We start from the raw sequence: 13025 nt of genomic DNA, 5'->3' as shown, positions 1-13025 counted from the left end.
TCCTCATTCCACGGCCAACGCCTGCGCACCCCCTTGCCCGCTGGCGGCGCCCACCCATTGACCCCCCGCCCCCCCCCAAGGAACCCAAGAGGGTGCTGACGCAGCCACACGTGGCGCGGGCAAAGGCTCACGTTCACGAATAGGGGTATTCAGGCGCGGCGCATCCGGAAAGCCCTCCTCGACCAAGGCCCGGCCCTGACGCACCCGCTGTTCGACATCAGGGTGGTCAGCCGTCACCACAACGGGGGTCACGAATACCGCCAGTTCGGTGTCATTCCTCTGCGTTTTCACTGAGCGAAACAGTGCCCCGACCAAAGGCAAACCTCCCAAACCAGGAACGCTATCAATGTTGCGGGCATCGTCGCGCGAGAGAAATCCCGCCAGCACAAGTGTTTGCCCTGAACGCACATTGAATTCTGTAGAAGCGCGGCGCGTTTTCAAGGCCGGGCCGTTTTCCACCGACAAGGCGTGGTCCACCGAGCTAACTTCAACTTCGATGCGGGAGCGGACGATGCCGCTGCGCTCGATGCGTGGCGTAATACGCAATGACACCCCATAGGGTTTGAAAGCCGTGCTCGTCGCCCCATTCGCGTCGGTCGTAGAGTAAGGAACTTCACCCCCTGCTAGAAATTCAGCTGTCGAACCACTACGCGCTAACAATTGCGGTTGGGCCAACATCATGGCGTGGCCTGCCTGCAATAGCGCATGAAGTTGAGCAGGCCACAGCACACTTGCGCCCAGATAGCCTGCCGCCACCCCGGTGGGAAACATTGCCGGCACGGCGCTTTCGCCGGGACGATCAGCCAAGCGGCGGCTGCCGCCGTCCCAGGCCAGCGCGGCATTCACTCCCCCCACAGCGGGCGATTGCCAGCGAATACCTAAATCGCGGATCAAGGAGCGCGGCATTTCAAGCACCTGCACATCGAGCAACACCATGCTGTCCCACCCCACTCGGCCCGTGAAGTTCAGCAACTGCGGGTAACGCTGTGCCAGTTCTTCGATCCGCAGTAAGTCGTCATCCGATAAACCATCACCTTCTACCAGCAGTTTGTCTCCCACCGTTGATAATTCAACGCCAGGAATCCGCCCCAGCACTTCACGCAGCTCCTGCTCAATGCGTCGAGCCCCCTCAGGCGCTACCTGCACCTCGTAATGCTTGCGGCTGCCATCGGCAGACCAAATCTGCAAAGCGCTGGAGCCCTCGTTGCGTGCGAACACAATTACCTCTTTTTCTTCAGTGGTGACGGCATTCAATACATGGCCATCACCCACTGCCACCCGTGCGACATCAACCGCGGAAAGTACTCTGACTTCCCCAACCTGCATCCGCAGCAAGGTGGCGGCCCAGCCTTTAACAGGCAGCAAGAGCAACAATGAGAAAAGCATGAGAGACGAAGCAAAACGCAACATCGGCCTACTCCAAATCACCTTGCGCTTGAGCGGTTAACTGCGCCGGGCCTACGCCGTTTGCCCAGCCCTCCTGGTCACCCATAAAAAGAGAGTCAGACCCCGCTCCCAGCGCTTCTCCTCCAGCACCGTTGGACGCATCATCATTGCCCCCCTGTGCTGCGGCATTTTGCAGCAGCCAGGCGCTGACCAACGACTGTGCTTCGGGAAGATCGAACAAACCGGAAGGATTTCGCACCGTCGGAGCATTGGGCACCAAGCTCGGAACATTGCGAGCACGCTGATTCCCATACAACACCGGAGCCCTGGCTTGGTTTCGGACCGGAGGCGGGTTGGCAACACCAATCAAACTCGCCAGATCGCCGCGCACCGCTTTGCGTGTAGGACGATCATCGCCAGGATGGCGCAACACAGCGGTGATCGTGCCGCTTTGGCGCGCTGCGACAAGTTTGACGGCATCTTCCGGGGAAGTATCGAGTGTCACGGTGGAAAACCCGTGCCCCGTTGGCGCGGAGGGCTCGAAAGGCGACACGGTCTGTGTGCCGGTGGCCAGCACCAGTACTCCCTGCAACAATGGCGCCGTAATACGCCTGCGCTGATAGTCGAAAGACACATAAAGGTCTATAAGATCGCCGGGCTCAAGCAAGCCCGACACTGAATTGATGGCATCCACCGGCATGGTGACCGCACGACGCCCTTCCCCCAGATGACTGGAAAACGCCGTACGCTCCGCACTGCGCCCGTGGGCTTCCAGAATCAGATCTCCTGCCCGCAAGGCGCTGCGCAAGACCATGCCCGCCAACTGCTCATGATGCGCGACGTCGATGCTGTCGCTGGGCACAAGATTGGCGGGGAATTGCCGGGCAGCAAGGTGGTTAGCGTTCAGGCGGGTGCCGGCGGGCAGATCGTGGGCGGCAACGACTCGAGTAACCACCGGTATGCGAGCCTGAGCTTCCAATTGCTCGACATGACCTTGTATATGCTGCCTTGCCGCCAATGCCGCTGCCAAGCCTGCAGCCAGCGCTGCACCCAGTACAGCTATCGAACGGGCAGCCCCGGCCCGAAAAACGAAACCTGGAATAAAGCGCCGCCCGTTCATGTCAGGGCTCCCGCATGGAAACGGCCAGAGCCAGCCCTATTTGTTCGTCTGCGGGAATCAACGTGATGGCTTCGGAGCCCGTAGATTCCAACAAGCGCGACGCCGCCTGGCTATCGTCCTTTTCGATAAAAGCAGGCTTTTCAGGCAAGGCCACAATACGCACCCAGGAGGAATCATCAAACTCGAACACCCTGAGCGTTTGGCCGCGCCAAGCATGCGGTGTGGCATTCTTGTCCGATTGAGATTCCGCCCCCCAATACGGAAACACAGGGGCCGCGGCTTGCCACGATATCGAACTGTGTTCACGCTCAGATAATGAGAGCTGATCGGCGCGCGCCGCATCGAAATACAGTGCAGATACATATCCTTGCGCACCACCTTGCCAAGCATGGATTTCCGCCAACCAGTGCTCACCCGGGTTGACGCCGGAAAGCAGGATACGCCCGTCACCCACCAAATATCGCTGGTACACAGCCCGTGCTCGCAATAGTTCCCGTAAAACGGCATCAGGCCGCATATCACTGCTGAAGGGTTCAACGAGAAGATGCTGCCCATTTACCCTCACCGCCCAGGGCTGGTGCCACTGTATTGCCCATACCTGCTGGGCCGGCGTCAGGCACAAGACTAATGTTGCTAGGATGGACGCCGCCCTCTTCCTAACCACACAATAAATATACTTTGTATCTACGACAACAGAACCCACCCTCATCTCAGTTCCCTCCATTGGCCGCATAGTCAGCTAACAAGTGGCCCGGTACCTGCCCACTCCAGGGCTGAAGCCAGTCAAAGTCGGGCGCTGAGCGGCCCCAACCCCGCTCCACCCCATCAGCCCGCATCGTGACTTCAGACCCTGCCGCCCGTGAGGCCCCGTAAGCCGCCGCCCACGCGATTGAGGACGCCGCCACACGAGACTGAACCTCGCCATCTGAAACACCATGCCCCGCCCCAGTCAGTATGCTGATGCTGCGCGACAGCGGCGGGTAAGCCAGATCAAAAGCTCGCAGCTTGAACAAGCTTGCATCTTGGCTTGCACCGACACCAAGCGAGGGATCGCCAAAGCTCAGGCTCACCCGCGCACGCACAATCCCTTTATCCGCTAACGACCAGTCATTCCGCAGTGTCGTAGCTGTGACTGAGCCGGCACCCGGTTGCGCCGACACTGACAACGGTGTCAATCGCTGGCGGGAAATGCTTACAGAGGCATCAGGCACTTCACTTGAAACAACCACAGACTCACCTCCGCGATACGGAAACGCCTGCCGTGTCGCATATAAAGCCTGGTAGGCACCCAACTGTTCGCCGCGACCCGCTACAAAAGCGACGTAACGACTAGCGTGTGTGGCGGCTAGTGCAGCGTCCTGATAATGGGCCAACCAGCTCAACGCCACCCATAGAACGGCCAACGCTAGTAGCGCAACAAGCGATTCCACCAACGCCTGGCCTCGTTGCCTTGGTAAACCGGAAAATGAGCCGATGTGATCAACAGGAAACGGCATGGCCTACCTCGTCTGGATATGTTCCGGCTCGCGTAGGCGCGCCTGCCAGTAGGGATGAAACACACTGGGAAGTTCGCGACGCCCATCGGCCCGGAGATGCCGACGCCTGAAATAAGTTTCCGCTGCTGCGCGCGATGTCAGCGATAAACCATTCCTACCGGTTCGTTTCAAAACCACCGTGAAATGTGCGGTTCTCTGCCGGTCAGAGGAGGCCAGATCGTGGAAAACCGGCAGCCCTCCCCCCCTCCAAGGGCGCCGGGCGGAATACGCCCAAGAATTTGCCAGCGGATTTGAACGATCGCCAAGGAGATCCCAGTTGGTCGCGCCACTCACCCAACGCCAGAAATCCTGATTGCTAAAGTCCTCAGGCGGATTCTCGACGTAATCTTCATTCATGAGCGCCGATTCTGCAGGGGGTATCCAGCCCCAACCCATGGGGTATTCGCGGTAGTAGCAGCCTATCCACTTGTTAGATCTCACCGCATGGTAGGACTGGGTGTCCATGGATTGCCACAGCCCATCGCCACTTAGAATCGTGCTTCCTCTACGGCGCAGTTCGTGGCGGCGTGAGGGGCATCGGGCGCTGACGGGGAATAAGCTGCGATCTGTGTAATTGCGGGGTTCAAGAAACTGGTAAAGCCCAGCCAACTGCCGTAGGAAAGGGATGAAACCCGGGTTGCCCTGGTGAGCCGCCAAAAAACCCACGCTGCCATCGTGTGTAATGCTCAGATCAAAGCGAGTTTCACCCGGATAATTTGCCGCCAAAACTTCGCGCATAGCCTGGTTGCGTGCAGCCCCCCACCCATGTGCCACTTGCCTACCTGCTGAAGCCAGCACCGAACGGCTCAGCCGGTCGTGCTCAGCATACGCAGATGCCAATATGCCGTGTTCGCTGGCACGGTGCTCCAGGCCGCTTGCTTTAAGCGCCGCCAGATAGGCAGCCGCATGTTCAGGGCCAAAATGCATGCCTATAACATAGGCGGGCGGGTTGCCCATGGACGCTCTGAGCGCCTCCGTGCCCGCAAAATGCGCCCATGAGCCCAATGTGACGAGATGCGCCATCGCCACCTGGTGGGCGGCCTGCGCCCGGTGGATGTAAGACAGCATATTCAGGGCGCGAGCCTGTACCAGCGCGCCGCTGTAGGCGGCGGCATCCAGAGCATGATCCTGCCGAGCTTTCTCGGCCACCACCATGCCGGTATCGAAATACCGTACAAAGACCAACGCGGCAGCACTAGCCAGCAACAGGCCTAAAATCAGAACCTGCCCTTGTTGGGAATGGAGTCGCTTCGGGCGCATGCTTATTGCCCCGCTTCAGCATTGCCAGTGAAGGATTTGAGCGTCCGGGCGGCTGTTTGGCCTGCTGCGGCATCGGCCGCCGCTTGGGCAGCTGCGGATTGTTCCGAGCCGTCCTCGCCTGCCAGCTCGCGGGCCATAGCCGCGGTTTGCGAACGCACGACCTGGCCGAACAACTGATAGACGGCAATGGCGGCAACCGCCACCAGGGCGACCACAATAATGTATTCGGTCATACCCTGTCCGCGCTGTTTTTTATCTGCTTTTTTCATGTGTCCTCCACGGTTTTAAAACCCCGGACGCACATGTGGAATGCAGACTCAGCACACTGGCGGCTCAGGGGTTACCTTGCTGTTTCGCCAGTGTGCCGCCCGACTCAAGCTCCGCCAATTCGCGAATACCGAGACGGATGAATTCGTCCCGACCTCTTTGGCGCCGCTCCTCTCTTGATCACCTTAAAGGGGTTATCCACTGTCTGTGTGCATAACCCTAGGGATAACCCAAGGAAACATGGCGCAAACGCTTGTGCCATCAGCTTCCAAGGTTCATTGGTCATAAAAATGTCACGCAGGCCGTTGGAACACCTGCCTGGCTGCCTGAACTCTGGCGCGCACCACACACCCGGGCGCATGGTCATTGATCAGGCCCATGGCCTGCATAAAGGAATACACCGTGGTCGGCCCGACAAACTTCCATCCGCGCTTTTTCAGTTCTTTTGATAAAGCCACCGATTCCGGCGAAGTGGTAGTGGTTGCCGGGGGCGGTAGTGTGGCGGGATCCGGTTCGTAGCGCCATACAAAAGCGGCCAGCGAGCCTTCGCGCTCCACCAATTCCTGCATTCGCCTGGCGTTATTGATGGTGGCGGCGATCTTACCCCGATGACGGATGATGCCTGCGTTGTTAAGTAAACGCTTTTCGTCTTGCTCGGTGTAGTCAGCGATACGCTGGTAATCGAAGCCATGGAAGGCTAGGCGGAAATTTTCACGCTTTTCCAATATGGTGCGCCAGCTCAGGCCCGACTGAAAGCCCTCAAGACAGAGTTTCTCAAATAGCCGCTGGTCATCGGCGACGGGAAACCCCCACTCTGTATCGTGATAATGCTGATAGCCGGGGGTAGCCAGGCACCAGCGGCAACGCAGATGCCCATCCGGGCCGAGGTCAAGTAACGATGTAGACATACGTGTTCACTGCATGGCCATGCACCTGTGCACAAGCCACGCCCTCCAATCAAGCGCTTACTGTGAGGCACGCACTGCACCGCGTCAATACTTGAAGCCAACCTTGCGGCCAAGAAGGTATGCCGTTTGCTGGCTGGCGGATTCCCGGTTTGCACGACCCTGGCAATCCACCATGGGTCGGCGCACTCATACTCGCGGGCGGACGGCGCGTCGGCCCGCTAACAAGGAGGACTTCCATGGCGATATGCGACTCTTGCGGCAACGATTACGATAAATCGTTTCAAATCACCCTCTCAGGCCAAACTTACACCTTCGACAGTTTTGAATGCGCCATTCATAAAATGGCTCCGCGCTGCGAGCATTGCCACGTTCCCATCATCGGGCACGGGCTGGAACAAAGCGGGCGCATGTTCTGCTGCGCGCATTGCGCCGGCCAGCAGAACGTGACTCAACTGCGTGACCGGGTGAATTAACTTATGTGGCTTGGTGCAGCGCCTCGAAGACGGGCATTCGGGGCCGCAGTTATCCACTGTCCGTGTGCATAACCCTAGGGATAACCCGAGGAAACATCGCGCAAACGCTTGTTCCATCAGCATCCGAGGTTCTTTGATCACAAAAATGTCACATTCACGCTGTACATGGGCGGCTGCCCCGTCATTCGGGGCAGAGCTAATCCACGCAACTTGAACGCATCGCAGGTGGCCGGCACTGTGGCGGCAAAGCTACACCTGCTATGGCTGGAGTTTTTCCCGGCTTAGTATATTGAGGTTAGCCGGGAAGAACCTTTTAAAGAGCAAGAAGCGGGAGCCGCCCAACAATGACGTTAGAAATCGCCGTGGTTCTTTTCATCGCGCTGGTGGCCATTGCGCTATTTGCCACCGAAAAGCTGCCGATGGATACCGTGGCGCTGCTGGTGCTGACTTCTTTGGCGATAACCGGTCTGATCAATACCAACCAGGCACTCAGCGGCTTTAGCAACCCCGCCACTATTACGGTGGCTTCCATGTTTGTTCTGGCGGCTGGTCTACAGAACAGCGGTGCGCTATCGGGTATCGGTAATCTACTTGGCCGGGCCAAGTCTCCTTTTCAATTTCTTCTCATTCTGTTTGGCGTTCTTGCGCTAATTGCGCCATTCGTCAATAACACGGCAGTTGTGGCTGTGTTCATGCCTATTGTCATTGCCGCCACGGCCGGTATTGGCATGTCGGCATCCAAGGCGCTGATTCCCTTATCTTATGTGTCACAGATGGCCGGGGTTTGCACCTTGGTCGGCACCTCGACCAACCTGCTAGTGAACGGCATGGCACGGGATCTCGGCCACCCGGGCTTCAGCATGTTCGAGTTCACGTCCCTGGGGGTGATCTGCATGGCTGCGGGTTGCCTCTATCTGCTGACGCTGGGGCGCTGGCTATTGCCGGACACGCGAGGCGCTGAGCTGGTCGATCACTACGAATTGGGCAAATACATTACAGAATTGCGCGTTATGCCAGACTCATCACTGATCGGCACTTCTGTAGGCGAGGCCAAACTCAGCGAGGAATACGGCGTCTATGTTCTGGAACTGCTGCGTGGCAGTGAAAAGGTCTGGTCGCCAAAGTCGCAGACACTGCAAGAAGGCGATGTTCTGCTGGCCCGTGGCGACTGGTCAAAACTGGATGAGCTGCGCAAAGAGGCCGGGTTGGAAGTGAACGCCGAGTTCAAGCTCAAGCAGCGCTCATTTGAAGAGGTCGAGATGGTGCTGGCGGAAGTCATGATTGCGCCGCGCTCGCGAGTCATTGGCAGTACGCTGGGTATGTTGGACCCAGGCTGGCATCACAACACCACCTCGCTGGGCATCCACCGGCGCGGTCAAATATTGCGTGATGAACTACGCAATGTGCGCCTACAAGTCGGTGATATTCTGCTGGTGCTGATTCCCGAATCTGAAATGCCTGCCCTGCGTGCCGACAGGAATGTCATTGTGCTGTCTGAGCGCCAGCCCCCAAAAAGCGGCGGATGGCGGGCACCCTTTGCGCTCATCACCATGGCGTTAGTGATAGGGATTTCTGCCATAGGCTGGGCGCCCATTGCCGTGACAGCCCTGGCCGGCGCGGTCGCAATGACTCTGGCGGGCTGTCTGGATGCCGAAGATATGTACGACGCTATCGACTGGCGCATCATCATCTTGATGGCGGGGCTGTTGCCGCTGGGCGTGGCCATGAGTGAAACGGGCGCGGCTCAATTCCTGGTGGAAAACACACTGGGCCTGGTGAGCGCCATGGGCCCCTTGGTGGTGCTGGCAGTCTTGTATCTAATGGCGCTGCTACTGACAGAGTTCATGAGCAACGCCGCTGCTGCCGTGCTGCTTACCCCCATAAGTGTTTCAACTGCCGAACTCATGGGTGTGGATGCCACGCCTTTTCTGATCGCGGTAACCTTTGCCGCCTCCACCAGCTTCGCCACTCCGGTGGGCTATCAGACCAATACCATGGTGTACGGCGCGGGCGGTTATCGTTTCAGTGATTTCGTAAAAGTCGGCCTGCCACTGAATCTGATCTTCTGGGTGCTGGGCGTTATCTTCATCCCGGTCTTCTGGCCATTCTAGTAAGCCGCGCTCTTTTGCACGGGCCAGGCTTGAGCCTGTATTAATTCCTTACGACTATGACGCTGTCACAAAAGATTCATTTGCGACACGTACCATGCGGGCACCCTGGATGAATCTTTTTACCGACCCACCCGACATGACCGATTCCGATCTACCGTATGCGTCACTTACCCCATCTCAACGTGTCGAAGCCGACATGCTAGACAGCTTTGACGAAGAGCTTGAGATGGAGCTGGACGATGACAGGCTGGATGAGCTGCTGCTGGAAGTCCCGCCGCAAGGCCCCGTTCAACAAGGCCGTCTGGACCGGCGTTTCTACTTCAAAGAACTGTTTCGCCTGCAGCGCGAGCTGGTCAAACTCCAAGACTGGGTGCAAGCACATAAGCTAAAAGTCGTTGTTTTGTTTGAAGGCCGCGATGCCGCAGGCAAGGGAGGCGCCATTAAGCGCATCACACAGCGGCTCAACCCCCGTATCTGCCGTGTAGCAGCGCTGCCCGCTCCTAGCGAACGAGAACGCACGCAATGGTATTTTCAGCGTTACGTTTCTCTCCTTCCCGCAGGCGGAGAAATGGTGCTGTTCGACCGCAGTTGGTACAACCGCGCGGGCGTCGAGCGCGTGATGGGCTTTTGTACGGAAGATGAGTACGAAGAATTCTTCCGCACTGTTCCCGAATTCGAGAAAATGCTGGTGCGCTCGGGCATCATCCTAGTGAAATACTGGTTCTCCATCACGGATGATGAACAACATATGCGCTTCCTGATGCGTATCCGCGACCCTCTCAAGCAATGGAAGCTCAGCCCCATGGATCTTGAGTCGCGTCGCCGTTGGGAAAGCTACACTCTGGCAAAGGAAATCATGCTGGAGCGCACCCATATTGAAGAAGCGCCCTGGTGGATTGTTGAAGGGGTGGACAAAAAGCGGGCTCGCCTGAACTGCATATCCCATTTGCTCAGCCAAGTTCCTTATGGTGATTTAGATCAGCCCAATATTGTGCTGCCCAAACGCGAATATCACCCGGACTACCTGCGCACCCCCGTTCCCGACGAGATGTACGTACCCGACGTGTATTGACCGCACGACAAGGCAAGGCTAGCTCACCGGCACAGGCCGGAACATCGGCGCTTATTCGCCCGATACGAATGAAAATGAGACAATGGCCTGGTAATCAACCATATGAAGGCGCTTCAGCGCCCGTCTTTCAAACCACAATGAGCACCTTACCCCCTTGCCCCGAATGTCAGGCTGACTACACCTACGAAGACCGCAATTTCTATGTTTGCCCCCAGTGCGCGCACGAATGGTCGCAGAGCGAATCTAGCGCGGGCGAGCCCACCGAAAAGGTTTACCGTGATTCCGCCGGAAATGTGCTTCAGGACGGCGATACTGTTACTGTGATTAAGGATTTGAAACTAAAAGGCTCAAGCGGCGTCGTCAAAATGGGTACCAAGGTCAAGAATATCCGCTTGGTGGATTCCGACCATGATATCGATTGCAAAATCGACGGCTTTGGCCCTATGAGCTTGAAAACGCAGTTTGTGAAAAAGATCTGATGCTGGCAGGCCATGCCAGCGCCATGACATCAAGTCGCAACGCCGGCCAACGAAAAACAACGCATTAAGGAACCTCTGGGTGTCAGACACGATGAGCCAGTCAAAGATCCAACACCAACTTCTGCTGCTCGCCAGCGTCGATCACCTCATTAGCCGGCCCGTCGGCAAGTTAGTTCCAGTTTCTACTCTTGAAGCCGAGTCAACCGCGTTCACAGCTCTGGACTGCTTTGATCAACCCCTGCGTCATTCGGGCTGTCTGTTGCTGGAAATCGACGGCCATTTCGAACTGCTACGCGATGATGGGCCGCGGCTTTCCCAGGCGGCCATAGGTGAGCCTCGGTTTATCAATGAATTTACCGACGGCCCCCTTAAACAGGCCTTGTCTGCGCTTTCGCCCTTACGAAAACTACTGCCCGTTGGTAGCGGCACCCGGCAGCAAATCCACCTTGCTTTCGTTGATGGCGAAGGAAAAACACACTGCCGCGCACGCCTGATGAGTTTTGCAAGCGAGTCAGGCCGCAAGCTCAGCTTGGTGGAACTGCAAAGTATCAGAGGCTATGGAAAATCACTGCAGCAACTGCGTGCTCACATAGAACGCATCGGCTGCACACCGGTTAGCTGCGCAGCCCTGTACAAGCAGCTGTTTCCCACCTTGGCATCGTACGACCCTAAACCGGATATCGCCATCACCGACAGCGAGACAGCCTTCGATGCCGCGAACAAAATTATTGCCAGTTGCCTGCCCATTATGCGGGCCAACGAAGCAGGAATTATTGCCGACCACGATACAGAGTTTTTGCATGATTACCGCATTCAGTTGCGCAAAATAAGATCGGTTCTCAGCTTGTTCAAAGGGGTCTACGACCAGAGCCAGACCGCCGACCTAAAAACCCGGTTTTCCGCTCTGGCCGCACCCACCGGCCGCTTGCGCGACCTAGACGTTTATCTGCTGGAACGCGACAGTTATCACGATTTCCTACCGGAAAGCCTGCACGGCGGGTTGGATGCCCTACTCGACTTAATCAGTGCAGAAAGAGCCGCCGAACAAGAAAAACTATCACGGCATCTACGCAGCGCCGCATACAAACGCGAGGTCAACCGCCTGTCCAAGCTGTTCAAACAGCGCAAAGACCTCGTCGGCGGCCCCAACGCCGGCCAATCGGCGCACGACTATGCCTGCGAACGCATCTGGCAGCATTACCGTAAGGTACACAAAGCGGCTCTGCTGATTGGCCCAGACACCCCAGACGAACAAGTTCATGACTTGCGCATCCGCTGCAAAAAGCTGCGCTATCTTATTGAGTTCTTCAGCCCGGTTTTCTCCAAACCCGCCTTGAACAAACTGCTGAAGCCCTTGAAGCGATTACAAGATAACCTTGGCCTTTTCAACGATTACTCCGTTCAGCAAGAAAGCTTGCACGCGTTTCTGCAAAAAACGGGCGGCAAAGACGGGCCCGACCTGGCTATTGCTCAAAGTGTAGGCGCCCTGATCGCAGTATTGCATGGCCGCCAACTCGAAGAACGCACTAAGGCGCTGGCCAGCTTGGCGCGTTTCAACAGGCCGGACGTACAACAAACATTCAGCGATCTCTTTCAACCCCGCAAGGACAACACATGAAGATCATTGCCTGCTACTCGAACAAGGGCGGTGTTGGCAAGACAGCGGTGGCTGTCAATCTGGCTTATACGCTGGCTGCCGAAGGTTCGCGTGTCTTGTTGTGCGATCTCGATCCTCAGGGCGCGTCTAGCTTTTATTTCCGTGTGAAGCCATCTAAGAAGCTGACAGACACGGCATTTTTCAAGGATGTCAAAAAGTTCACAGATGCCATTCGCGGCAGCGATTATGACAACCTCGACATCTTGCCCGCCAACATGGATTTTCGCGAATTCGATATCTTCCTGTCGCGCATGCGCAATAGTCGCTCACGCCTGAAAAAGGCTCTTAAAGCGGTCGAGAAAGAATACGACTACATCCTCCTGGATTGCCCGCCCAGTATTTCCATCTTGTCAGAAAACGTCTTCCGCTGCTCTGACTTGGTTCTCGTTCCGGTCATTCCCACCACTTTGTCGCAGCGGACCTTTGAACAACTGCTGGATTTTTTCAAGGCGAACAAGCTCGACACGAAAAAACTGCGAGGCTTTTTCTCCATGGCTCAAACCGTTAAGAAGCTGCATGGCGAAACCATGGCCGAAATGACATCCACCCACAAAAAGCGCTTCTTAAAAACCATCATCCCGTTTTCATCGGATGTGGAACGCATGGGCGTACAGCGCGCCCCGGTGGTCGCCACCGCCCCCAATTGCAGCGCAAGCAAAGCTTACCGCACCCTTGCCACGGAAGTGAAATAAAAACGGGGTCTGTCCCGGTTTTTTTAAAAAACCGGGACAGACCCCATTAAAAAAGGCGTCAGATT

13 protein-coding genes are annotated in these 13025 nt (G+C 56.9%); 6 read left to right on the top strand and 7 right to left on the bottom strand.

Features of this window, described 5'->3' with window-relative positions:
- Window positions 1–3: 3 nt before the first annotated feature.
- The 7 genes from VRY85_RS09565 to VRY85_RS09535 all read right to left on the bottom strand — a co-directional run bounded on the left by VRY85_RS09565 (window position 4) and on the right by VRY85_RS09535 (window position 6476).
- Complete coding sequence (locus tag VRY85_RS09565) at window positions 4–1410, bottom strand: type II and III secretion system protein family protein (protein ID WP_414598359.1); 1407 nt, start codon at window positions 1408–1410, stop codon at window positions 4–6.
- A 4-nt stretch (window positions 1411–1414) separates the two neighbouring features.
- On the bottom strand, window positions 1415–2506 hold the full coding sequence (gene cpaB / locus VRY85_RS09560) for a Flp pilus assembly protein CpaB (protein WP_414598358.1): 1092 nt from the start codon (window positions 2504–2506) through the stop codon (window positions 1415–1417).
- A 1-nt stretch (window position 2507) separates the two neighbouring features.
- Window positions 2508–3023, bottom strand: coding sequence for a hypothetical protein (locus VRY85_RS09555; protein WP_414598357.1), 516 nt, complete (start codon window positions 3021–3023; stop codon window positions 2508–2510).
- A 193-nt stretch (window positions 3024–3216) separates the two neighbouring features.
- Window positions 3217–4002, bottom strand: coding sequence for a hypothetical protein (locus tag VRY85_RS09550; protein ID WP_414598356.1), 786 nt, complete (start codon window positions 4000–4002; stop codon window positions 3217–3219).
- Window positions 4003–4005: 3 nt separating this feature from the next.
- Entirely contained in the window at window positions 4006–5301 is a 1296-nt protein-coding gene (locus VRY85_RS09545) for a hypothetical protein (protein WP_414598355.1), read from the bottom strand.
- A gap of 2 nt (window positions 5302–5303) precedes the next feature.
- The gene (locus VRY85_RS09540) at window positions 5304–5570 is read right to left on the bottom strand and encodes a hypothetical protein (RefSeq protein WP_414598354.1); all 267 of its coding nucleotides are present in this window, start codon (window positions 5568–5570) and stop codon (window positions 5304–5306) included.
- 291 nt (window positions 5571–5861) lie between these two features.
- Window positions 5862–6476 (bottom strand): DNA-3-methyladenine glycosylase I, encoded by a 615-nt coding sequence (locus tag VRY85_RS09535; RefSeq protein ID WP_414598353.1) that lies wholly within the window; start codon window positions 6474–6476, stop codon window positions 5862–5864.
- Window positions 6477–6712: 236 nt separating this feature from the next.
- On the opposite strand from VRY85_RS09535, the gene VRY85_RS09530 reads away from it, so the two are divergent.
- From VRY85_RS09530 to VRY85_RS09505, 6 genes are all read left to right on the top strand, one after another.
- The gene (locus VRY85_RS09530) at window positions 6713–6949 is read left to right on the top strand and encodes a hypothetical protein (RefSeq protein WP_414598352.1); all 237 of its coding nucleotides are present in this window, start codon (window positions 6713–6715) and stop codon (window positions 6947–6949) included.
- A 344-nt stretch (window positions 6950–7293) separates the two neighbouring features.
- Complete coding sequence (locus VRY85_RS09525; protein WP_414598351.1) at window positions 7294–9060, top strand: SLC13 family permease; 1767 nt, start codon at window positions 7294–7296, stop codon at window positions 9058–9060.
- 136 nt (window positions 9061–9196) lie between these two features.
- On the top strand, window positions 9197–10132 hold the full coding sequence (gene ppk2, locus VRY85_RS09520) for a polyphosphate kinase 2 (protein WP_414598419.1): 936 nt from the start codon (window positions 9197–9199) through the stop codon (window positions 10130–10132).
- Between the two features lie 137 nt (window positions 10133–10269).
- Window positions 10270–10611 carry a zinc ribbon domain-containing protein YjdM gene (locus VRY85_RS09515; RefSeq protein ID WP_414598350.1) on the top strand — a complete coding sequence of 114 codons (342 nt, stop codon included), beginning with the start codon at window positions 10270–10272 and terminating at the stop codon, window positions 10609–10611.
- A 91-nt stretch (window positions 10612–10702) separates the two neighbouring features.
- Window positions 10703–12229, top strand: a complete 1527-nt coding sequence (locus tag VRY85_RS09510) for a CHAD domain-containing protein (protein ID WP_414598349.1) — start codon at window positions 10703–10705, stop codon at window positions 12227–12229.
- A complete protein-coding gene (locus VRY85_RS09505) occupies window positions 12226–12960 on the top strand; it encodes a ParA family protein (RefSeq protein ID WP_414598348.1) in 735 nt (244 codons plus the stop codon). The genes VRY85_RS09510 and VRY85_RS09505 overlap by 4 nt, the downstream gene beginning before the upstream one ends.
- Window positions 12961–13025: the final 65 nt, after the last annotated feature.

This window comes from Achromobacter sp. F4_2707, assembly GCF_047501535.1.
In the GTDB taxonomy this organism is placed as follows: domain Bacteria; phylum Pseudomonadota; class Gammaproteobacteria; order Burkholderiales; family Burkholderiaceae_B; genus Yanghanlia.
This window is presented reverse-complemented; position numbering and strand designations above follow the sequence as displayed.